Origin of the sequence: Caballeronia sp. LjRoot31, assembly GCF_964253885.1 — a bacterium.
Taxonomy (GTDB): Bacteria; Pseudomonadota; Gammaproteobacteria; order Burkholderiales; family Burkholderiaceae; genus Caballeronia.
On sequence record NZ_CAXURX020000003.1, the window covers coordinates 116,725 to 138,232 of the forward strand.

Genomic DNA, 21,508 nt, shown 5'->3' on the forward strand with positions numbered 1-21,508 from the left:
TGGCGACGGACATGCTGTACCTTCTCCTGACGTTCAGGGTCATCGAGCACAGCACGGCGCTGTGTCATTTTTATCGACAGCTTGTAGCCCAAGCCCCGGATACGCGGCGTACCGGGCACACGGAGACTCGTGAATGACGATGTTCCAAGCGGTTGGCGTTCTGCTAACCCTTATCGCGATCTTCGGTCTGATAAACCAGAGATTCCTGAAACTCCCTGATACGCTTGGCATTACCGCGGTCGGTCTTCTAGTCAGTCTCTGCTTCCTCGTCGCAAGCTACGGGAACCCCGATTTCGTTTCGAAGGCAAGACGACTTGTAGGTAACATTGACTTTTCGGACGTGGTCTTCCACGGTCTGCTCAGTTTCCTTCTGTTCGCGAGCGCCCTTCACGTCGACTTATCGAAGATGCGCACAGTGAAGCTGCCTGTCTTCCTGCTCGCCACCGCCGGCGTCCTCATTTCCACGGTCGCAGTCGGTACAGGGTTTCATCTGCTTACCTTTACTCTTGGGCATCCCGTTGGCTGGTTATGGAGTCTTGTCTTCGGCGCTCTCATCTCACCGACAGACCCAATTGCAGTCATGAGCGTTCTCAAGAACGCCGGTGCGCCCGAGAGCCTCAAGATAAAAATAGCGGGTGAGTCTCTATTCAATGACGGGACCGGCGTTGTTGCGTTCGTCACACTTGTTGGTCTGGCGACAGGGGCAACGGAATTCTCGGCTACGCACGCCGCAACCACTCTCGTTCGTGAGGTAGGAGGTGCCGCAATTGTAGGGTTGGTCCTTGGTTACGGTGGCTTTCGAATGCTGCGCGCCCTCGAGAGTTACGCGGTCCAGATCGTGGTGACCCTTGCGCTCGCGACCGCGGGATACAGCCTGTCTGAATTTTTGCATGTTTCCGCGCCACTAGCGATGGTAGTCATGGGTCTTGTAGTTGGAAATCAAAACTCCAAACGTGCCATGTCGGCGCGGACACGTGAACATCTGTTTGGTTTCTGGGGTCTCCTCGATGAATTATTGAACCTTGTCCTGTTTGCACTTATCGGGCTACAGGTCATTGCAGTTTCGTTCGAGATTAAAGTCTTCTGGGTAGCTCTGGCCACAATCCCTATTGTATTGGTGGCACGTGCCATCAGCGTGGCAATACCGCTAGCAACGCTGCGCAGCTTCCGCGAAGTCAATCCCCATTCGGTGAAAATCATGACTTGGGGTGGCCTGCGCGGAGGTATCTCTATTGCATTGGCTCTATCGCTTCCAGAGTTTCCCGGGCGAGAAATGCTTATAGGTGTCACCTACCTGGTAGTCGTTTTCAGCTTACTCGTACAGGCTACCACTCTCGGTTCGCTGGTTAGGCACCTCACGGGATGCAGCGGGACATCGGCAAAGCGCGAAACGACGGCTAGCGGTACGAGTTCGCGACCGCGAAACGTCTGAAACGGCATGATGAACCTGGCAATCCCTCCGCATCCACTCTCCGGTATATACGTCCGTATATGGGTGGTGAAGTATCTGTTAATCGTTTCCCCCTGGATACGGCCGTATGCGCTTCAGTCTGCCTGGCACCTATGTTATACGGTCGTATATCGAAGACACCCTATGGAAGCATCACTACACCCAACCGTAGAATAGCTTCCCCCCCTCGCTCCATCTACGCTTCAGTCATTGCGGCCCATGCGCTCCGGATGACCAGGTGATATATCCCGCACACCGTTCACCGTCCCCTGTGCAGAATCGCGATCGGCTTGCCTTCCCCTGCTTGCCGCTTCTCCTGACCATTTTCCTTTAACGCATCACCGTCTAAAAGGAATTCTCCGTGTCACACGTTCTGCATAGCTGGTTATTCGTGGGCTGTAACGCCTATATCGCGTGTACCTTCGTTTCCTCGCTCAACAAGAGTGTCTACCGGCGAACCATGGCCTTTTCCAAAGTCTGCCGTCAATAGCCGCTGTGGCTTTTTCTCATGGTGTTCGATAACCGCTTCGACTATTACCTGATGAGAGGAAGTGATGTTAAAAAATGAACCCTGCCATGCTTGCGAGGAGCCTCTTTTAGAGACAGCCTCGGTGCACACTCCTGCCAGCCTCCAGCCTGCGTGCCCTCCACAGTCATACACGGCCGGCCCTGGCCGAGTCGGGCATCGTCGTCCGGCTTTCGGCGGTGCGCTGCCGGCTGGTACGGACCCGTGGGCACGCACGCTGTCTGCACTCCTGCACTTCGCCGCCGTTCCGGAAGAGTTCCGTGAGGAACTCGCATGTCTCCAATTGAAGCATCTGTCGGCGAGACAGCCCGCATACGACCCCGACGCCCGGAGCTTTACCGTAAACGTCCTCGAATACCTGGCTAACAATCTCGTGGTCGTCTCCTGGCACGACCCAACGCTTTGCAACTATGAAGAGCAGGTTTGGTCCCCTGCTCTTGCACGCCACTCTGGCCAGTGCGCGCTGTCGGGAGAACACATTAGCAGAGGTGATTCGGTATACAAGCCCAGGACCCGAGGCCTGGTCCAGCCCCTCAATGGTGACGCGATGATTCGAGCGTCCGCACTTCGGAAGGTAGGCGACGGGTGAACGGGCGTAACGACTCGCTGTCCCGGGGTGTGGCCAACTCCCGGGACAGCGAAGCAGCGACTGGCCCGTTTTGCGGTGCCATGGGCTAGCCGGCCTTCCGGCTAGCATGCGTCCGTTGGAATAGGTACCGTCGAACGCCATGGCATTATCCGGTGCTCCCGACGAACCCGTAAGTCGATACCGACACTCGAGTTACGACTCTCGCCTGATGTCGTGCAGGGGTCAATCTGGCAAATGCGATCGTTCCGTGCAATGAGAAAACTTATTTCACCCACCGGACACGCATGCTTTCCTTCTGTGGCAGCCGCATTTAATTCAGCCTCAGAGGCTGCCAGCCGTCGGAGGTTTTCTTATGTTCTCCACCTCGCGATGCGATAGAGCCTTCAAGGAATGATGCGCTACAGAATTGTCAGCTTTTAGTGGTCAATGCGTTTCCAAACGACGGGTTTATCTCCAGACGCGCGCGCAGCATACTTGCGCAGCCATGGCACGCGTAGCCATGCTGCGCCCCTTTTTGGGGCCGCGGCGCACCCACCTGGAACGGAATAACGATGCTGACAAGACAGGCGCTTGACTCGGGCGCCTACCTGGAGAAGTTCCGGTCACTGCCGAACCTCTGGACGTCGGAGCGAATCGAAGCCTCGCTCGCCGAGACTCTGAAGGAGCAGCCGGCATGCGTGAACAATGACGTGTGGATTTTCGCGTACGGCTCACTCATGTGGAATCCGATGGTGGATTTCGATCGCAGGGACGTGGCGACTCTGCATGAGTGGCATCGTAGTTTCTGCCTGTCGATGACCATCGGTAGAGGCAGCCCGGAGATGCCGGGAAGGATGCTTGCGCTCGAGGCCGGCGGACACACAACGGGCCTCGCATTGAGGCTCACGCCCAACACCATGCGCGAGGATCTCAAGGCGGTCTGGATTCGCGAGATGGTGCTCGGCTCTTATCGTCCGACGTGGGCGCCTGTCACACTCGAATGCGGCATCCACACTCACGCCATCGCCTTCGTCGCGAATACGGCAGGCGAGCAGTACAGGACGGATTCATGCATCAGCGCCGTCGCGCCCCTGATTGCCGCTGCGACCGGGCAAATCGGCAGTAATGCCGAGTATGTCTTCAGACTGTATGACTCGCTTTCGCAGTGCGGGCTGCATGACAGATATATCGAAGCACTAGCCGGCGAACTCAAACGCTTCCATCAGCACCCGCGTCACGATTCCCAGGGTGCGCCCAATGCCACGGCGTGAGTCGCGGCTTGCAGTCCAAGTGAGTAACCATGGATAAACTTCAGGCAATGCACGTGTTCACTCGCGTGGTCGACAGCAATAGCTTCTCCGGCGCCGCCGACGGTCTCGACATGACACGCTCCTCGGTGACGACCATCGTCCAGAACCTTGAGGCTTATCTGAAGGTTCGCCTGCTCAACCGCACGACCCGGCGTATCAGCCTCACGCCGGACGGCGCCGCCTACTATGATCGCTGCTCTCGCATTCTTGCGGACGTTGAAGACTCCGAAAACTCATTTTCCAGTATCGGTGCGCCGAGAGGAAAGCTCAAAGTGGAACTGCCGGGGTCGCTGGGCAGGTTGATGGTCGTCCCCGCGATCAGCGAGTTCCACGCGCGATACCCTGACATCGACCTGATGCTGGGCGTTGGTGACAAGGCGGTCGACCTTGTACAGGACGGCGTCGACTGTGCGATCCGCATGGGTCCACTACAGGATTCGACGCTGGTCGCACGCCGCGTCGGCGTGTCAGAGTTCGTTACAGTCGCAAGCCCGTCCTATCTCGCACAGCATGGTGTGCCTCTCGCACTCAATGACCTCAAAGACCATTGCGCGGTGAACTATTTTTCGAGCCGCAACGGCCGGATAGTTGAGATGGACTTCGTGGTGGGCGGCAAACCGGTTGAAATCAGGATGCGCTCAAAGCTCGCTGCAAACGATGGAGATGCCTACCTCCAATGCGGCCTGCAGGGGCACGGATTAATCCAGGTCCCGCACTTTCTCGCGCTGCCGCATCTTGCGTCAGGCGCACTGATCGAGGTTCTGCCAAAGTGGCGCCGCCAGCCTTTTCCAGTCTCCGCGGTATACCCCGCAAACCGCCATCTTTCGCCGCAGGTGCGCGTCTTCGTCGAGTGGATTGCTGAGCTCTTCGAACGATGCCAGTTGCTGCGCAAGGGCGTGACCCCGTCCGGCGACCTTCAGCTACCGGTCAGCGTTTTGCATTCGATTGGGGGCACGTCGTCTGCCGGACCAACAAGGCTTTCTGATCTCCATGCCCGAGACATGGTCACGAGCGCCTTCGAATAAGAATCCCCCCGGACAATTCGATATGATCGAATTGTCTTGCCGAACCCACTTGATTTATCTTCGCGGTGCTTAGGTGGACGATGCCAACATCGAAAATAGATTAATTTTTCCTGTTGGCGCGTACGCGCTAAGGCACTGCAATGAAAGCAACACTGGACATCTCGAACATTAGGAATACTGGACATGTGCAAGACGATGAGCCATATTCGTCGGCTAGCCGAGCGTGTATGTCACACCGCAGCTATGGCACTCGACGACGATCGAGGGCGCCACCATATCGCCGCCGGCCGCCTTCGCGCGCTCGCCGGGCACGAATTCCAGGCGCGACGCGTGATCCTGACCCGCGATAGACACATCGATCGAGCCGCAGACGAAGCACTCTTCGTGATCGATGAGTTTGGGCGTTGTGGTGAAGCCGCCCGCAGCCTTGCCAAATGCCAATAAAGAATGTTCCATGATGAATTTGTTCAGGTCGTGGTGAGCCCGGCGGGTACCGCTACGCAGGATTCAACGGGTACGCGGCAGCTTTGACGCTGTATCGACAGTGACTGTTGCCGAGCGAGCTTGTCGTCTTGCCGGGTCACTCCGATGCCGTTGCTGTTTCAGCGCGGCTATTTTCGCGCGGGAAACTGGAGTAATGACGCTCGCGCCTGCTACGGGAGCCAACAATCCGACTTCCTTCGCTTACGAGGTGCTGCTGCCGTTCCGCACGGAAACTGCCGGGGCGGGTGTGAGTGTTGCGCCCTGCTGCGACGATTGCTCTTCCTGCAGAAGCTTCGTTACCTGGGTTTTGGACGCATGGTCAACGAAACTCGGGCCACCGACAAGGGTAACGAGGAAACCGACTACGATCAATGCAATAGCCATTCTTCTCTCCATGAAGATATCCAGAACCTCCGGCCACTCGAAAAGCCCCGGCATGAGTGCGTGGTCATGGCATGACCTTCAGTTGGCTTCTGGAGGCAACTCGCCGCCAGACAACACAAGCTTAATCACACTGCCTCATCGGATAAAGATCAGTTTAACGAATTGATTTCTCTTTGCCGTCGAACAATCACGGCGCTTGACCGGCAGCAGTGCGCAGCGCTGACTGCGGAGTTATGGCGTAGGAATTGAGGGGTGTGGGCTCGCGTGCGGCTTTATACAGTCACCGAGGTGGCACAAACCGCTGGCATGGGCCATACAAGACGTCGAGTCTGATAGCTGCAGTGGCAGGCATGGCTCACGGCGCAAGGTATATGAGCTCAACCGTTCCAGATCATGTACCCATCAACCGCGTTATCGCCCGCTCAGATTCACCTGGCGGGCGATCAGGATCAAAAGCCATTTGTCGGATTACAGAAAATGCTGCGGGTCCTGTGACTAGCTCAGGCACTCGTTGCGGCCTCAACACCCTTTTCATCCCGCTCGAAACCATCGCCCTGCGTGCGGGTCCGGCTGAGGAACGCGAACGTCGCGAAAGCAGAAAGCAGCGTGATGACGATCAGCACGTGAAGCAGTCCGACGAACGCGTCGGCATAGCTCAACGAGAGCGCATGACGACTGACTTCCGGAAGCGCGGCAGCAGCCGCCGCGATGTCGCCATTGGTCAGCCGCTGCGCAGCTTCGGCCACCCGTGCGCTCAGTTCCGGCCCACCTTCTGGCACCCGATGCGCGAGGCTCGTATTGGCGAGCGCAGCAAGGATTGCGGTGCCAATCGCGAGTCCCGTGCCTTCTCCGGCGACGCGGGTCGTGCCGAAGATGCCGGAGGCCATGCCTGCCCGGTCATTCGGTACCACACTTACGGACAGGCCATCCATCAGGCCCCACGGCATACCCGTGCCAATACCAATGATGAGCATGGGCATTAGCAGTGCTGTCTTCGATGCGCTGAAGTCAACCAGGCTCAGCCAGTAAAGACCTGCTGCGGCAATCAGGAAACCGAGGCCGGACAGCACACCCGGGGAGGCCCAGCGCGTGAGCGATGCGACTGCAATCGGGACCACCAGCATGGGTGCCGAGAGTGCAATCATCAACAGGCCCGAATCCATTTCGCTCATGCCTTCAGCGCCGATGAGCCGGAGCGGCAGCATGACCACCAGCAAGATATAGCTGTAGCAGGTGCCGAGTGGCAGGATCTGCACACCGATGAAGCGCACGTATTTGAAGAGGCTCAGGTCGAGCATCGGGCGTCGGGCACGAGTCTCAACCATGATGAAAGCCACCAGCGTCACCACGGAAGCCGCGAGCAAGCCGACAATCAGCGGACTGCCCCAGCCGCTCTCCGGCGCCTGGATGATGGCAGTCGTGAAGAGCACGAGCGTCGCGCTGAAAGTGATGGTGCCCGGGTAATCGAGTCCCGCAGCATTCGGATCGCGCGACTCGCGCATGCGCGGCACGCCGAACATGAAGGCAACCGCCGCGATCGCACCCGTCGTGATGAAGAGAGAGCGCCACCCGAAGTATTCAATGAGCGTCCCGGCCATGAGCGGACCAAATGCGAGTCCAATCCCGAAGCTCGTGCCAAGCATGCTGAACGCTCGGGTTCGCGCATGCCCGTCGAACTCCTGGGCTAATGCCGCAGAGCCCGCCGCGAGCGACGCTGCGGACACAATCCCTTGTATGGCGCGCAGGATGTCGAGCCAGAAAACCGAAGGGGCAAGGCTGATTGCAAAGGAGCTGACGATGAAGCCGCCCAGTCCAATGACGAAGAGACGCTTGCGCCCGAACTGATCGGCCAGTGCGCCGGCTGCCATCAACAGACTGCCAAAGCTGAGCATGTAGGCATTCGTGACCCAGGTCAGGGACGCCGGGCTTCCGCCCAAATCGCGCCCAATGGCGGGGGTCGCCACCGCACCGCCGGATAGTGCAAGCGGCAGCAGGACCGCAGCGAGGCACACGGTGAACAGAATCAGCAGCTTGTCGCGACGTGAGGCGACGTGTGAGAGTGCAGGGTTCATTGAGAGCCGTATCTGAAGATGGGTACGCTAAACGCCACTGGACGTTCGTGCGAGGCGAGATAGCGGCGCCATTGTGCGATGCATTGCTCTTCAGATAAACCGCGCTGTCGTGGCCAGACCGTCTCCGTCAGGCTGACAATCAAGTGGAGCTTCTGCGGCCGGAAACCTGCTGCTCCACGACGACAAACCTCACTGATGTTTCGGCTTCTGCTCGAAGGTACGCTTCACGTCGTCGGCAAGATCGTTCAGCACGACGCGCGTTCTGGACGCCATCTTCTGGCCAGAAGGAATGAGCGCGTGAACCGGCGGACCATCGACGTCGGCGTCAGGAAGGAGGTGTCGCAACCGTCCCGCCTCCACGTGTGGCTGCGCTATCCGGTCAAGGAGTTGCGAAATACCCATTCCGTTGACCAGAGCGTCAATAAGCACCTCCCCGTCTTCCAGGACGATCGCCGCGTCAGGAGAGATGTGCCGCACATAACCGCCGTCGTTCAGCATCCAGGGATTCAGACGCCCCGACGACCCCCGAAAGATGATGGCGTCGTGGTCATCCAGGTCCGCTACAGACTTCAACTCTCCGCGTTCCGCAATATAGCCGGGTGAAGCGTAGAGACCAAAGCGCGTGTCGCACAGCTTGCGCACGACCATATCGCTGGTCGCTGACAGCTCTCCCACCCGGACCACGATGTCCCAGCCGTCTGCAACAGGGTCGGACATGCGGTCGCTGAACGCGAGGTCGAGCGTCAGCTTGGGATACCGGCGGCGCAGCGCATGCAAGGCCGGAAAGAATAGTCTTCCAAACGAGGCGGGCAGGTTGAGCCTCACGCGCCCGGCTATTTCATCCTTGCTCGCGGCAATCTCCTGCTCCGCTTCGCGAAGGCTGCGCAAGGCGACCTGCGTCGCACGCAGATAGGTTTCTCCGTCCGCGGTGAGCCTGACGGCGCGGGTCGTTCGTTGGAAGAGCCGTGTCGCAAGACGTTCTTCAAGACGCTGGATATTCTTGCCAACGCTCGACTTGCTGATGCCCAGAAGTTCAGCCGCTCCCGTAAAGCTTCCAGTGCGCACCACCGCCTCAAATGAAGATATTTCGGCTACCGAGGCATCGGCACGCTGGACCATTGTCTTCTCCTTGTTGATGTTGCCCGCGAAGGAGACAGCGGGGCACGCGTAGTTTAAAGCCTTACGCAGACCGGTAAAAGCGAGCGTTGGAGAATTGATTGTCCGTCGCCGCCGGACAATTCCCTGCTCAGCGTTTGGTGGTTCAAGTGTATGGAGCGCACTCCTTTGTCAGATGGAGACGAAAAATCAATTCGACTTTAGTGCATTTATCTAAGGGGTGCCGACAGATACATTGCAGCCACTTTGATCTTTACGATCTTTACGTATGGGCGTGAAGCTAACGCCTCCAGCCCATACCCCTCCCCTGACTACTCCGGAGTACCTCTGATGTCCGAAACCATGAAGCGCTGGGAAATCCCCGCCTACGGCGTTGACAAGCTCGCGCTGAATACAGTCGCACGCCCTACCCCCAAGGCTGGAGAAATCCTCGTCGAGGTCGAAGCGGTTTCGCTGAATTATCGTGATCTGGTGGTCGCTGCAGATGGCATGGGCTCGGACCTCAACTTTCCGTTTACCCCGGCCTCCGACATGACGGGCCGCGTTGTTGCACTCGGCGAAGGTGTCACGCGTTTCTCGGTGGGCGACAAGGTCATCTCGACCTATATCGCGAATTGGGTCGATGGCGCGCCGTTGTCGTGGGCGGATTCGCCCACGCAAGGCGGCCCGATTCCAGGCATGCTGGCCGAGTATGTTGCGACGCCTGCCGAGTGGTGCGTACTCGCTCCGAAGTCGATGACCCCGGAAGAGGCAAGCACTCTACCGGTGGCAGCACTGACCGCCTGGATGGCGCTTATCGAGGAAGGTAATCTGCACGCGGGTCAGACGGTCGTCGTTCAGGGCACGGGTGGGGTGTCACTCTTTGCGATCCAGATTGCCGCGGCGAACGGCGCACACGTCATCGTGACGACTACCAGCGACAGCAAGATTGCACGCGCCAAGGAACTGGGTGCAACGCACGGCATCAACCGCAATACGCATCCTGACTGGCAAAACGAAGTACGCCGGCTGACAGACGGTCGCGGAGCCGAGCATATCCTTGAGATGGCTGGCGGCGATAATCTCGGCCGTTCGCTTCAGGCTGTGGCTCCCGGCGGCCGCATCTCGGTCATTGGCCTGCTGGAGTCGGATTCGGTGACCTTGCCCATCATGCCGATGCTTGGCAGCCGTGTTTCGATTGTTGCGATTGCAGTGGGTCCACGTCGTGTACTCGAAGATTTGATCCGCGCAGTCGACGTGCGCGGGCTCAAGCCAGTCATCGACGCGTCGTACTCGTTCTCCGAAGTCAAGGAAGCCTTCGCCCACCTGAAGCGCGGCGCCTTCGGCAAGATCGTCGTGAAAGTCCGCGAAGCATACATGAATTGAAAACGGCGCGGCGCGGGGAGAACTCCGCGCCGCGCCGTTCATTGTTGCTCGGAAGCGGCCGGAATGCAGCCCTACAAGGCCGGCGTTGCCGCCACTGCTGCGTCCTTCCATCCTCCGCCAAGCGCTTTATACAGATTCACTTCGCTGCTCAACTGGTTGAGCCGGTCGCCAATCAAAACCTGCTTTGCGCTGAACAACTGGCGTTGGGCGTCGAGCAACGTCAGGTAATTGTCCACACCTGTGCGGTAGCGTTTCTCCGCGAGTGTGTAGTAGTCCTGGGTAGCATCGACAAGGCGCATTTGCGCTTGCAACTGCTCGCCGAATGTCCCGCGTGCGGCAAGTCCGTCCGCGACTTCGCGGAACGCCGTCTGGATCGAACGCTCGTAGCGCGCCACGTTTATGTCCTTCTGGATTCGCGCGTAGTCCAGGCTCGCCTGCAAGCTGCCGGCCGTGAACAGTGGCAAATTGATATGCGGCTGGAACAACCAGGTGCCCGACCCTGCGTCGAACAGGCCGGAAAGCTGGTTGCTCGCCGTGCCCGCCGACGCGGTCAGGCTGATGCTCGGAAAGAACGCGGCCCGCGCCGCGCCAATGTTCGCATTCGCCGACAAAAGCTGATGCTCGGCCGCCAGGATGTCCGGGCGGCTTTGCAACAGTTCCGACGGCACGCCGGCGGGAAAGGCCGCGATCATCGGCTGATCGAGGTCCAGACCGGCCGGCAAATCGGCCGGCAGGGAACTCGTGCCGAGCAACGGCAACAGCGCATTCCGGTCTTGCGCGACCTGCCGCGTGTAGCGTGCCAGACTGGCGCGAGCGGTCTCGACGCTGGTTTGCGACTGGCGCACATCGATCCGCGACGCCACGCCTTCCTCATAACTGCGCTGGGTCAGGCGATACGTGTGCGCGTAGGCGTCGAGCGTGTCCCGCGTCAGTTGCAAGAGTGCTTCGTCGGCGCGCAGGGTCAGATAGGCATCGGCCACGCTTGCGACCAGCGCAATTCGCGCACTGCGCATGGCCTCCTGGCTGCCGAAGTAGTTTTCCAGCGTGGCCGTGCTCAGGCTGCGCACACGGCCGAACAAGTCCAGTTCCCATGCCGTGGTGCCAAGCGATACGCCATAGTTGCTGCTGATCGCGCGCTGTCCGGCGGGCGACACGCTTGCCGGCACGCTCTGGCGCGAACCGGAGGCCCCCGCGTCGACCTCGGGGAACAAATCTGCGCGCTGAATGCGGTACTGCGCGCGGTAAGCGTCGACGTTGAGCGCGGCCACGCGAAGATCGCGGTTGTTGGCAAGCGCGGTTTCGATCAGCCGGCGCAAGCGCGGATCGGCGAAGAACTCGCGCCAGCCAAGGTCGGCGGCCGGCAGCGTCTGGATACTGACACCGGCCGAATCGTACGCCGCACCCTGCGGATAAGCGGCATCGACGGGAGCCGCCGGACGCTCGTACCGGGGAATCAGGCTGCAACCGGCGAGCGCCAGGAAGCACGCCGAAGCGGCTACGCTAATAACGTGTTTTTTCATTGGAGCGCTTCCGATTTGATGGGGCTTTCGCCGGCACTCGGCTTGCGCTTGAACAGCGAACCGACCGCCACGAAGAACAGCGGCACCCAGAAAATAGCGAGGACCGTGGCGGTCACCATGCCGCCAATCACACCCGTGCCGATCGCATGCTGGCTGCCTGCGCCCGCGCCGGTGGAGATCGCGAGCGGCAGCACGCCGAGCACGAACGCGAGCGAGGTCATCACGATCGGACGCAGCCGCATGCGGCACGCCTCGACCGCGGATTCCACAAGACCCTTGCCCTGGTCGTGCAATTCCTTCGCGAACTCAACAATCAAAATGGCGTTCTTCGCCGACAAACCGATGGTCGTGAGCAGTCCCACCTGGAAGAACACATCGTTCGACAGGCCGCGCGACAGCGTCGCGATCAGCGCGCCAATCACGCCCAGCGGCACGACCAGCATGACCGAGAACGGAATCGACCAGCTCTCGTAAAGCGCGGCGAGACAGAGGAACACCACCAGCAACGAGAGCGCATAAAGCGCGGGCGCTTGCGAGCCGGACAAACGCTCTTCGTACGACAAGCCGGTCCACGCGTAGCCAATACCGGTCGGCATTTCCTTCATGATTTCTTCGACGGCTTTCATGGCGTCGCCCGAGCTGCGGCCCACTGCCGCTTCGCCGAGCACTTCCACCGCCGGCACGCCGTTAAAGCGCTGAAGCTTCGGCGAACCGTAGCCCCAACGGCCGGTGGCGAACGCCGAGAACGGCACCATCGCGCCCTTCTCGTTGCGCACGAACCATTTGTCGATGTCGTCCGGATTCATCCGCGAATCGGGCTGGCCCTGCAAATAGACGCGCTTCACGCGGCCACGGTCAATAAAGTCATTGACGTAGCTCGAACCCCACGCAATCGACACCGTGTTGTTGATATCCGCCAGCGAAACGCCGAGCGCGCGCGCTTTTTCGTCGTCGATATCGAGCAGGTATTGCGGCTGATCGTTAAGACCGTTCGGACGCACGCGCTGGAGCACCGGACTCTTCGACGCCAGCGTCAGGAACTTGTCGCGAGCGTTCATGAGCGCAACGTGGCCGAGGCCGGCACGGTCCTGCAAATACAAATCGAAGCCGGTCGCATTGCCGAGTTCCTGCACGGCGGGCGGCGCGAATGCAAACGCCATGGAATCGCGGAACGCCCCGAACTTGGCCTGAGCGCGCGCGGTGAGATCGAACACGCTGCTGTGGGCGCCGGTGCGTTCGGCCCACGGCTTCATCAGGATAAAGGCAAGACCCGAATTCTGACCGCGTCCGGCAAAGTTGAAGCCGTTCACCGTGAAGAGCGAATCGACGACGTCGCCCTCTTCTTTCAGCAAGTAGTCGCGCATCTGGTCGAGCACCTTCTGCGTGCGCTCGGCGGTTGCGCCCGGCGGCGTTTGCACTTGGGCGTACAACACGCCCTGATCTTCTTCCGGCAGAAACGAAGTCGGGATGCGCGTGAACAGGAAGGCCATCAGCGCGACAATCGCGACGTACAGCACGAGAAAGCGCACGCGACGCTGCAAGATGCCCTTCACACCGCGCTCGTAGCTGCGCGTGGTCGAGTTGAACTTGCGGTTGAACCAGCCAAAAAAGCCGCGCTTATGCTCGCCGTGCTCGCCCTTGTCGATCGGCTTGAGCATGGTCGCGCACAGCGCCGGCGTGAGCACGAGTGCGACGAGGACCGAGAGCACCATCGAAGAGACAATGGTGATCGAGAATTGGCGATAGATCACGCCCGTGGAGCCGCCGAAGAACGCCATGGGCAGGAACACCGCCGACAGCACCATGGCAATGCCCACCAGCGCGCCCTGAATCTGCCCCATCGACTTCAATGCCGCCTGGCGTGGCGAAAGCCCTTCCTCCGCCATCACGCGCTCGACGTTTTCCACCACCACGATGGCGTCATCAACCAGCAAGCCGATTGCCAGCACCATGCCGAACATGGTCAGCGTGTTGATCGAGTAACCGAACGCCGCGAGCACGCCGAACGTGCCGAGCAACACCACCGGCACGGCGATGGTCGGGATCAGCGTCGCGCGAATATTCTGCAGGAACAGGTACATCACGAGGAACACCAGGACGACCGCTTCCAGCAGCGTCTTGATCACTTCGTGAATGGAACCCGCGATCACCGGCGTGGTGTCGTACGGGTACACCACCTTCATGCCAGCCGGAAAGAACGGCTGCAATTCGTCGAGCGTCGCGCGGATCGCCTTGACCGTTTGCAGCGCGTTGGCGCCGCTTGCCAGACGCACCGCAATGCCCGATGCCGGCTGGCCGTTGTATTGTGCGTTGATGTTGTAATCCTGCCCGCCGAGTCCCACACGGGCGACGTCTTTCAGGCGCACTTGCGAGCCGTCCGGATTCACCTTCAGCAGCACGTTGCCGAACTGCTCGCTCGTTTGCAGACGTGTCTTGCCGATCACTGAAGCGTTGAGCTGCTGTCCGCTGACAGCAGGCAGACCGCCGAGCTGGCCGGACGCAATCTGAACGTTCTGCGCCTTGATGGCGTTGCTCACGTCGATGGGCGTCAGCTGATAGCTTTGCAGCCTGGCCGGATCCATCCAGACGCGCATGGCGTACTGCGACCCGAACACCTGGAAATCGCCCACGCCGTAAGTGCGCGAAAGCGGGTCCTGAATGTTCGACACAATGTAGTTCGCCAGATCCTCGCGCGCGACTTTCGGATCCGTTGACACCAGGCCCACGATCACGAGGAAGTTGCGAACCGACTTCGTCACGCGGATGCCCTGCTGCTGCACCTCTTGTGGCAAAAGCGGCGCGGCAAGCGCCAGCTTGTTCTGAACCTGAACCTGCGCGGTATCCGGATTGGTGCCTTGCTCGAACGTCGCGGTAATGGTCATGCTGCCGTCGGAGTTGCTTTCCGACGAGATATAACGCAAGCGGTCGAGACCATTGAGCTGTTGCTCGATCACTTGCACGACCGTGTCCTGCACCGTCTCAGCCGACGCGCCCGGGTAATTGACCGAAATCGCGATGGTCGGCGGCGCGATGGCCGGATACTGGTTGATCGGCAGCGAGCGGATCGCCAGCACGCCCGCCAGCATGATGACCAGCGCGATCACCCAGGCAAAAATGGGACGGTTGATGAAAAATTTTGACATGAAGAATCCTTATCCCCGATCTGGCCGGTTAGCGCGCGCCATCACGATTTGGTGACGGACGCGGCGTCGCTTGCCGACGGGGTAACCGCAGTTGCCGGGCTTGCTGCCGGAACCGGATTGACCTTGGCGCCCGGACGGACGAACTGCAAGCCGTCGACAATGATCCGGTCGCCGGCGTTCAGGCCCGAGGTGACCAGCCATTTGTCGCCAATCACGCGATCAGTCGTCAGCGAACGCATCTCGACTTCGTCTTTCTCATTGACCACGAGCGCGGTGGGCTGCCCCTTCAGGTCGCGCGTCACGCCGACTTGCGGCGCCAGAATCGCGTTGGATTTCACGCCTTCGCTCAAACGCGCATGCACGAACATGCCCGGCAGCAGTACATGGTTCGGGTTAGGGAACACGGCGCGCAGCGTGACCGAGCCCGTGCTCTGGTCAACCGACACTTCGGAGAATTCAAGCCGGCCCGCGACGGGGTACACACTGCCGTCTTCCAGTCTCAGGGTGACCCTGGCGGCGTTGTTACCCGCGTTTTCGAGCTTGCCCGCGGCGAGTTCCGCGCGCAGGCGCAGCAGCGTAGCCGAAGGCTGGGTGACATCCACATAGATCGGGTCGATCTGCTGCACGGTCGCAAACGCCGTGGACTGGCCGTTGACCGCGAGCGCGCCCTCGGTCACGTTCGAGCGTCCCACACGGCCGGAGATCGGCGCGAGCACCCTGGTGTAGCGCAGGTTGATCTCGGCGCGCTCCATGGCCGCTTGCGCCTGTAGCCAGGACGCCTTGGCTTCCGCGGCGGCCTGCTTGCTGACCGCTTCGTCGGCAACCAGCTTGCCGTAGCGTTGCGCAAGCAGCTTGCTCGATTCCAGCGTGGCTTGCGCGCTTTTGTAGGTGGCGTCGTAGGTTGCCGGGTCGATCTGATACAACTGCTGCCCCTGCTTGACCTCGCTGCCTTCCTTGAACAGGCGCTGCTGGATGATTCCATCGACCTGCGGCCGGACTTCAGCCGAGCGGAACGCCGCGGTACGGCCCGGCAGCACGGATTCGATGACGACCGGCTCGGACGCCACGGTGACGACGCTGACTTGCTGCGGCGGCGCTGCCTTCGCGGCTTGTTCTTGTTTGCCGCATCCGGCAAGCGTGACGAGGGCAATGCCCAACATGCCCGGAATCAAAGCACGCGTGCTACGCGATCGTTGCATTGCGATTTCCTAGATGATTGAAAGACTGCGGAATACGTCCAGCACCCGGACCGTCCACAAGGGCGCTCGCACGGGTCATCCGACGCGTTAGACAGGGGCGCCGGCAGCAGGCACGCCTGCCGGTCGGCTTGGGTCACTGGTTGAGCACGAACTACCGCATGGGACGAAACCAGAATGAATTTCAGGGAAGCTCGAAGATAAAAAGAGACGCCGCGCAAAGGCGTGCCGTTCTTTTACAGCCGTCGCGGTACGCCGGAGAGCGCACGGATCAACCGTTCTTGAGGGGCGATTTTATCCCCGGTTTGAGAGTTTTCCTGCAATTGTCCTACTTAAATATTTCAAAATAATAACAAATTGAAAGAATGACGGGTCGGCGCGGCGGATCGTCGGTGCGCTGACCGTTAGAAACGGGGCACCTGACAATGAGTCACAGGGGATCAATATCGCTGAGGGTGATTGACTGCTACGGAACGAAAAGCCGATCGTCAAGGTGGCCTGCGCAGCACATCGGAGAATCCGCCAACACGGACAGCGGTGGCATGGATCGCTGTCTTGACGCACGATGACAGCAACGCCTGCAATTCATCCGCATGACGATAAAACTGCATCCCCTCGCTTAACGGACAATCCCCATCGACCGCGGGATGACAATAAATCTCGACCACGCCGCGCGGCAATGCATTAAGGGCGGCCAGCAACGCCGCCTTATCCATATTCCCGCTCCTCGCGATGCCCACCACATAATCGTTATGCGCAATTCCCGCACGCGCGAGCCGGACTCGCATCATCGCGATCCATGGTTTCATCCACAGCGGCGCGCCCATTTCGAACGGCAGCCGCATTGCATGCATTCCATAGTCGCGCCCGATTTCCAGAATCAACCCGAGCACCGTCGGATGCAAATGAAAATGCTTGTGCGTGTTGACATGATCGAGCGTCAAACCCGTCTTCGCAAACGCGTCGAACTGTGCGCGAATCTCCCGGGCCAATTGCCTGCGTACCTGCGGCGAAAAGAAAAAACGCACACCGTCGCGCGCCATGTTGCTGCCGAAGCGTCCATGCTTGTCGAGCAACGCCGGAATGTCCGCACGCGGCATGATCGCGTTGCCATCGGCCAGGACAACATGCAGGCCGACCCGCAATTGCGGCAAATACCGGGCACGCGCTATCGCATCGGCCGCGGCAGGCGCACCGACCATCAGGCTGGCCGCCGTCAGCACGCCATGCCGGTGCGCCTGCTCGACCGCAAGATTGACGCGCGAATGCAGGCCGAAATCGTCCGCGGTAATGATCAGGCCGGGCACCTTATCCACCATCGGAAGTTTCAATCACATCCAGCGCGGCTAACGCCGTGCTTTGCCTCGCCGATACGGACTCCGTCACGGGTACGCGTGCGCCGCGCCACACAACATGCGAGCCGAACACCGCCGCGAGCCATTGCAAGGCCAGCAAGATATCGCGAAGCGGCACGAGGAGTAGGTCTCGCCAGAAGGCGTGCTCGTGACGCGCGGCGCGCAGATGCAGCAGCACGCGCGCGACGCTACCGCACGCCGTCACGGTGGCGCTCGCGAGCGCCGGCCACGGGTCCACGTCGCCGGGCGGACCCGTCAGGAGGCTGCCTGTGAGCCAGGCTCCCGCCAGCAGCCAGGGCGATGGGAAGGTGATAAACAAAAAGGCGAAGCCCAGCGGATTCACCGAGCGGATCGTGCGCAACCAGCGCGTTTCACGCTGCCACAAGGCCCGGAAACTCGGTTCGATGACGTCGGTGGTCACGATCACGCGCGAGAGCACTGTGCGCAATCCGAGGCCGCGTACGTGCTGCGCGAGCCGATAGTCATCGGCGAGACAGTTTTTCAACGCTTCGAATCCGCCAATACGCTCGAGCGTCGCGCGGCGCAAAGCCAGCGTCGCCCCAAACCCAAAGCGACGTGAACCGACCGCGTGAGCGACCCGCACCGACGGCGCGAACCACTCGTTGATAAACAATGCGCCTACACGTGGCCAGAAGCCACCGACGCCTTGCGCCACGTAAAGACAGGTGACCACCCCAATACTCAAGTCGACGAGGGGCGCGGCCACGGTGTCAAGATAGTCGGCTTCTACGGCGATATCGCTATCGGCAATCACAATCACCTCGTGTCGAGCCCGCTCCGCCATGTTGATGAGATTGCTGACCTTGAGGTTGCTGCCATGCACGCGGGTGTCGATGGCGAGCTCGATGTCGTGCATTGGATAGGCGACTTGCAATCGGCGCACCACGGCAACGGCCGGATCATCGGATGAGGATACGCCGAGCACCAATTGAAAGTGCGGATACTGCTGGACGCAAAAGGTCTGGAGATTTTCGTAGAGACGCGGCTCAGCGCCGCAAAGCGGTTTAAGTACGCTGACGCCGACAGGCGCAAACAGATGTGCAGTGGCTTCGGCAGCCGCCGGATGCGCAGCGCTCGTGGCGGCACCGGCACGCCGCATCGCAAAGAACGGCATGGCTAAGGCGGCTGCCATCACGTAGAGCGAAGCGATACCGCAGCCGGCTAACAACACCCATTCATATGCACTCAGCGTGTGCGCCGCCATCGCAGGGTTCCGTCAGTGGCTGGCTAATACGAACGGTCTGCCCGTCAATCGCAGATGAAGAATGACAAGCCCGCGCCGCGGACAACGGGTCGTCACCGATACAGGCCGCGAGAGCGCGAGATGGGTTGTGACGTAACGACGCTGCACCGCCTGCTCGAACGCTGCATGCGCCAGGCGCCGAATCACGATCACGCCGCTGACGATCAGCGCCAGCGCGAGCAGCCTGAACGGCGTGGAGCTGAAGGTCTCTTCAGAAACCGGCAGGACCAGCAACACCAGCAATATGAGCGCCTCGGCGCCCATTGCCGTGAGTGAAGCGGCCATCAGATGGGCTCGCAGTATGTCGACGGTGACCGGTTTCATGGCGTAGTCTCGTGACCTTTCAGGATGACATGCACCTGTATTTCGGCGCGATTCATCTGCAAAAACCGCAAGCTGTGCGTCGAGTCGATGCACTGACATTCGAACGGCGGGTCTCCAGTAACCTGGCGTTGCTTCGCGCCATGCAGGTCACGTGAGAGCGTGTGCTGTCAGGAGCGATACTATCGATCCAAGCTGAAGGAAACCTTAAGCGGCACGGCGGTACTCGGCTGCTGGTGACCACTATGGTTACACTGCGAATGCGGCCCGGTAGCCGTTACAAAGTCCGCGCCAACCGGCGGCCGACATTAATGATGTGAAGGAGTCCTTGACCCATGCGCGTACTCCTCGTAGAAGACGACGAACTGATTGGCTACGGTGTTGAAGCGGGGCTGCGTCAAGCCGGCTTCACCGTCGACTGGGCACGCGACGGCCACGAGGCCGACCTGGCCCTCACTACCACCAACTATGCGCTCGTGATACTGGATCTCGGCTTACCCAAGGTATCGGGCATGGAGGTCCTGAAACGGCTTCGCGATGCGGGCAAGGACCTCCCCGTGCTGGTGCTGACAGCCAGAAATATGGTGGCTGACCGCGTTGGCGGCCTGGAAGCCGGTGCCGACGACTACCTCAGCAAGCCCTTCGACCTTACTGAACTGATCGCGCGTTGCCGGGCCGTGCTGCGCCGTGCCCAAGGGCGCAGTGTGGAGGTCATTCGCTATCGTGATCTGACGGTCAATCCGGCAGCGCAAACCGTTGAAGTCGGCACTACGCGCGTGTCCCTGACCTCACGGGAATGGGCCATCCTGATGCAGTTGCTGACGCACCTGGGCAATCCTCAGTCGCGCTCGAGTCTCGAAGAGAGCTTGTATGGATGGCAGGAAGAAATCGAAAGCAACGCAATCGAGGTGCATGTGTCCAACCTCCGCAAAAAACTCGGCGCCAAACTGATCAGAACCGTGCGCAATCTCGGCTACGTGGTGGAGAAAGCGTAATGTCGCCATCGATACGCCGACGTCTTGTTCTGCTGGTTCTCGCCAGCATCGTGCTGATCTGGGGCATCGCGCTGGTGTCGAGCTATCGTCAGGCCAAACACGAAATTGGCGAATGGGAAGAGGCGCGGCTCGCGGAGTTGGCGCAAATCCTCGCGCTGCTCGATCAGCGCAATCTGACCACGCTGGCCAATGCCCGCATCGACGTGCGGGAAGAAGAGAAAGGCGGCGAACCCGGCGCGAGCGACAGTGACGATGACGACGCGCTTCCGCGTGACGCGCTATTCCAGGTCCGTAGCGCGAACGGCGCCGTGCTGGCCGGCAGCCCGCAATTGCGTACGTTACAGGCGCAGGATCTGCCGGTGCCTCCGCTCAGCGGCACCCAGGACATGACGCTGGGCGGTCAGTTGTGGCATACGTTCACCTTGCGCGATACCGCGCTCGGGCACACGGTGCGTGTTTTCGAGCCGGCCAATACGCGCAGCGATCTGGTAAGCGGCGTGGCGAGCCGAATCGCGCGGCCCACCCTTCTCGCGCTGCCGGTTCTTGCACTGCTGGTTTGGTTCAGCATCGGCTGGAGCCTCGCGCCGCTCAAGACCCTCTCGGGCGCCATCCGCGTACGCGATATCAACCGGCTGGAGCCGGTCGATATCGGCCGGGTGCCGACCGAGGTGCGGCCGCTGGTGGATGCGATCAACCTCGTGCTGTCGCGCTTGCGGCACTCGGTTGAGCGCGAACGCGCGTTTACCGCCGACGCCGCGCATGAACTGAAAACGCCGCTCGCTGCGATCAAGGTGCAGGCGCAAGTCGCATTGGCCGAGCCGGACGCCGCACTACGGCAACTGGCGATGCAGCGCGTGGTGCAAGGCGTCGATCGGAGCGCGCGGCTCGCGGAGCAATTGTTGCTGCTCGCGCGCCTGGACGCGCAAGAGAAAATGCCGGCCGAGCCGCTCAAGCCGGCGGCGATCGCGAAGGATGCGCTGCTGGCCAACGAGCGCAATGCGCAGCAGAGGGATATTCGCGTGACGCTGGCGGGCGACCTGCACGCCGAGATCAATGCCGAGCCGGTGCTGCTCGGCATCCTGCTCGACAATCTGCTCGATAACGCGATCAAGTATGGAGGCACCGGAGGCCGGATCGAGGTGGACGTGCACCATGCGGATGACCGCGTGCAACTCACCGTGCGCGACGACGGCCCTGGCGTCGCGCAAGGCGATCTCGCCCATCTGACGAACCGGTTTTTTCGCGCGACCGGCACGCAGGCTTCGGGCAGCGGGCTAGGACTCTCGATCGTCGCGCGGATCGCGGAGCATTTCGATGCAAGCCTGCATATCGGCGCGGGTATCGGCGGAAGAGGGCTTGCAGTTCAACTGTCGTTTCCTGCCTATGTCGAAGCGGGCTGACGCGCGCTATGAAAG

General features: G+C 60.6%; 18 protein-coding genes. 8 read left to right on the forward strand and 10 right to left on the reverse strand.

What is annotated here, in order from left to right; genetic code table 11:
- Positions 1-133: 133 nt before the first annotated feature.
- The 4 genes from ACSQ8V_RS29290 (at position 134) to ACSQ8V_RS29305 (ending at position 4,879) form a co-directional block, all read left to right on the forward strand.
- Positions 134-1,432: a cation:proton antiporter gene (locus ACSQ8V_RS29290; RefSeq protein ID WP_436208106.1), complete on the forward strand. Its 1,299-nt coding sequence runs from the start codon at positions 134-136 to the stop codon at positions 1,430-1,432.
- 572 nt (positions 1,433-2,004) lie between these two features.
- On the forward strand, positions 2,005-2,565 hold the full coding sequence (locus ACSQ8V_RS29295) for a DUF3331 domain-containing protein (RefSeq protein WP_436208107.1): 561 nt from the start codon (positions 2,005-2,007) through the stop codon (positions 2,563-2,565).
- 551 nt (positions 2,566-3,116) lie between these two features.
- On the forward strand, positions 3,117-3,815 hold the full coding sequence (locus tag ACSQ8V_RS29300; RefSeq protein WP_436208108.1) for a gamma-glutamylcyclotransferase: 699 nt from the start codon (positions 3,117-3,119) through the stop codon (positions 3,813-3,815).
- A gap of 29 nt (positions 3,816-3,844) precedes the next feature.
- Positions 3,845-4,879, forward strand: a complete 1,035-nt coding sequence (locus tag ACSQ8V_RS29305) for a LysR family transcriptional regulator (protein ID WP_436208109.1) — start codon at positions 3,845-3,847, stop codon at positions 4,877-4,879.
- A 213-nt stretch (positions 4,880-5,092) separates the two neighbouring features.
- On the opposite strand, the gene ACSQ8V_RS29310 is transcribed toward ACSQ8V_RS29305, so the two are convergent.
- The 4 genes from ACSQ8V_RS29310 to ACSQ8V_RS29325 all read right to left on the reverse strand — a co-directional run bounded on the left by ACSQ8V_RS29310 (position 5,093) and on the right by ACSQ8V_RS29325 (position 8,937).
- The gene (locus ACSQ8V_RS29310) at positions 5,093-5,335 is read right to left on the reverse strand and encodes a hypothetical protein (RefSeq protein ID WP_436208110.1); all 243 of its coding nucleotides are present in this window, start codon (positions 5,333-5,335) and stop codon (positions 5,093-5,095) included.
- 228 nt (positions 5,336-5,563) lie between these two features.
- Positions 5,564-5,746 carry a hypothetical protein gene (locus ACSQ8V_RS29315; RefSeq protein WP_436208111.1) on the reverse strand — a complete coding sequence of 61 codons (183 nt, stop codon included), beginning with the start codon at positions 5,744-5,746 and terminating at the stop codon, positions 5,564-5,566.
- A gap of 500 nt (positions 5,747-6,246) precedes the next feature.
- Positions 6,247-7,818, reverse strand: a complete 1,572-nt coding sequence (locus ACSQ8V_RS29320; RefSeq protein WP_436208112.1) for an MFS transporter — start codon at positions 7,816-7,818, stop codon at positions 6,247-6,249.
- Between the two features lie 189 nt (positions 7,819-8,007).
- Entirely contained in the window at positions 8,008-8,937 is a 930-nt protein-coding gene (locus ACSQ8V_RS29325) for a LysR family transcriptional regulator (RefSeq protein WP_436208113.1), read from the reverse strand.
- Between the two features lie 327 nt (positions 8,938-9,264).
- On the opposite strand from ACSQ8V_RS29325, the gene ACSQ8V_RS29330 reads away from it, so the two are divergent.
- Positions 9,265-10,299 carry a zinc-dependent alcohol dehydrogenase family protein gene (locus tag ACSQ8V_RS29330; RefSeq protein ID WP_436208114.1) on the forward strand — a complete coding sequence of 345 codons (1,035 nt, stop codon included), beginning with the start codon at positions 9,265-9,267 and terminating at the stop codon, positions 10,297-10,299.
- 71 nt (positions 10,300-10,370) lie between these two features.
- Here ACSQ8V_RS29330 and adeC read toward each other — a convergent pair whose 3' ends face one another.
- From adeC to ACSQ8V_RS29360, 6 genes are all read right to left on the reverse strand, one after another.
- Positions 10,371-11,819, reverse strand: a complete 1,449-nt coding sequence (gene adeC / locus ACSQ8V_RS29335; RefSeq protein WP_436208115.1) for an AdeC/AdeK/OprM family multidrug efflux complex outer membrane factor — start codon at positions 11,817-11,819, stop codon at positions 10,371-10,373.
- The gene (locus ACSQ8V_RS29340) at positions 11,816-14,962 is read right to left on the reverse strand and encodes an efflux RND transporter permease subunit (RefSeq protein WP_436208116.1); all 3,147 of its coding nucleotides are present in this window, start codon (positions 14,960-14,962) and stop codon (positions 11,816-11,818) included. The genes adeC and ACSQ8V_RS29340 overlap by 4 nt, the downstream gene beginning before the upstream one ends.
- Before the next feature lie 41 nt (positions 14,963-15,003).
- Positions 15,004-16,161 carry an efflux RND transporter periplasmic adaptor subunit gene (locus ACSQ8V_RS29345; RefSeq protein WP_436208117.1) on the reverse strand — a complete coding sequence of 386 codons (1,158 nt, stop codon included), beginning with the start codon at positions 16,159-16,161 and terminating at the stop codon, positions 15,004-15,006.
- 485 nt (positions 16,162-16,646) lie between these two features.
- Positions 16,647-17,477 (reverse strand): hopanoid biosynthesis-associated protein HpnK, encoded by an 831-nt coding sequence (gene hpnK / locus ACSQ8V_RS29350; protein ID WP_436209209.1) that lies wholly within the window; start codon positions 17,475-17,477, stop codon positions 16,647-16,649.
- Positions 17,467-18,738 (reverse strand): bacteriohopanetetrol glucosamine biosynthesis glycosyltransferase HpnI, encoded by a 1,272-nt coding sequence (gene hpnI, locus ACSQ8V_RS29355; RefSeq protein WP_436208118.1) that lies wholly within the window; start codon positions 18,736-18,738, stop codon positions 17,467-17,469. The genes hpnK and hpnI overlap by 11 nt, the downstream gene beginning before the upstream one ends.
- A gap of 12 nt (positions 18,739-18,750) precedes the next feature.
- Entirely contained in the window at positions 18,751-19,101 is a 351-nt protein-coding gene (locus tag ACSQ8V_RS29360) for a hypothetical protein (RefSeq protein ID WP_213767835.1), read from the reverse strand.
- A gap of 11 nt (positions 19,102-19,112) precedes the next feature.
- Between ACSQ8V_RS29360 and ACSQ8V_RS29365 the strand changes: the two genes are divergently transcribed.
- From ACSQ8V_RS29365 to ACSQ8V_RS29375, 3 genes are all read left to right on the forward strand, one after another.
- Positions 19,113-19,256, forward strand: a complete 144-nt coding sequence (locus tag ACSQ8V_RS29365) for a hypothetical protein (RefSeq protein WP_436185293.1) — start codon at positions 19,113-19,115, stop codon at positions 19,254-19,256.
- Between the two features lie 177 nt (positions 19,257-19,433).
- Positions 19,434-20,093, forward strand: a complete 660-nt coding sequence (locus tag ACSQ8V_RS29370; RefSeq protein ID WP_436208119.1) for a response regulator — start codon at positions 19,434-19,436, stop codon at positions 20,091-20,093.
- Positions 20,093-21,493, forward strand: a complete 1,401-nt coding sequence (locus tag ACSQ8V_RS29375) for an ATP-binding protein (RefSeq protein WP_213767832.1) — start codon at positions 20,093-20,095, stop codon at positions 21,491-21,493. Before ACSQ8V_RS29370 ends, ACSQ8V_RS29375 begins: the two co-directional genes overlap by 1 nt.
- Positions 21,494-21,508 lie beyond the last annotated feature (15 nt).

Coding starts and splice junctions, on each gene's coding strand:
- ACSQ8V_RS29340 (WP_436208116.1), bottom strand. CDS start 14,962: ATGTCAAAATTTTTCATCAACCGTCCCATTTTTGCCTGGGTGATCGCG.
- ACSQ8V_RS29315 (WP_436208111.1), bottom strand. CDS start 5,746: ATGGCTATTGCATTGATCGTAGTCGGTTTCCTCGTTACCCTTGTCGGT.
- adeC (WP_436208115.1), bottom strand. CDS start 11,819: ATGAAAAAACACGTTATTAGCGTAGCCGCTTCGGCGTGCTTCCTGGCG.
- ACSQ8V_RS29370 (WP_436208119.1), top strand. CDS start 19,434: ATGCGCGTACTCCTCGTAGAAGACGACGAACTGATTGGCTACGGTGTT.
- ACSQ8V_RS29295 (WP_436208107.1), top strand. CDS start 2,005: ATGTTAAAAAATGAACCCTGCCATGCTTGCGAGGAGCCTCTTTTAGAG.
- hpnK (WP_436209209.1), bottom strand. CDS start 17,477: ATGGTGGATAAGGTGCCCGGCCTGATCATTACCGCGGACGATTTCGGC.
- ACSQ8V_RS29325 (WP_436208113.1), bottom strand. CDS start 8,937: ATGGTCCAGCGTGCCGATGCCTCGGTAGCCGAAATATCTTCATTTGAG.
- ACSQ8V_RS29310 (WP_436208110.1), bottom strand. CDS start 5,335: ATGGAACATTCTTTATTGGCATTTGGCAAGGCTGCGGGCGGCTTCACC.
- ACSQ8V_RS29290 (WP_436208106.1), top strand. CDS start 134: ATGACGATGTTCCAAGCGGTTGGCGTTCTGCTAACCCTTATCGCGATC.
- hpnI (WP_436208118.1), bottom strand. CDS start 18,738: ATGGCGGCGCACACGCTGAGTGCATATGAATGGGTGTTGTTAGCCGGC.
- ACSQ8V_RS29330 (WP_436208114.1), top strand. CDS start 9,265: ATGTCCGAAACCATGAAGCGCTGGGAAATCCCCGCCTACGGCGTTGAC.
- ACSQ8V_RS29345 (WP_436208117.1), bottom strand. CDS start 16,161: ATGCAACGATCGCGTAGCACGCGTGCTTTGATTCCGGGCATGTTGGGC.
- ACSQ8V_RS29375 (WP_213767832.1), top strand. CDS start 20,093: ATGTCGCCATCGATACGCCGACGTCTTGTTCTGCTGGTTCTCGCCAGC.
- ACSQ8V_RS29320 (WP_436208112.1), bottom strand. CDS start 7,818: ATGAACCCTGCACTCTCACACGTCGCCTCACGTCGCGACAAGCTGCTG.
- ACSQ8V_RS29360 (WP_213767835.1), bottom strand. CDS start 19,101: ATGAAACCGGTCACCGTCGACATACTGCGAGCCCATCTGATGGCCGCT.
- ACSQ8V_RS29300 (WP_436208108.1), top strand. CDS start 3,117: ATGCTGACAAGACAGGCGCTTGACTCGGGCGCCTACCTGGAGAAGTTC.
- ACSQ8V_RS29305 (WP_436208109.1), top strand. CDS start 3,845: ATGGATAAACTTCAGGCAATGCACGTGTTCACTCGCGTGGTCGACAGC.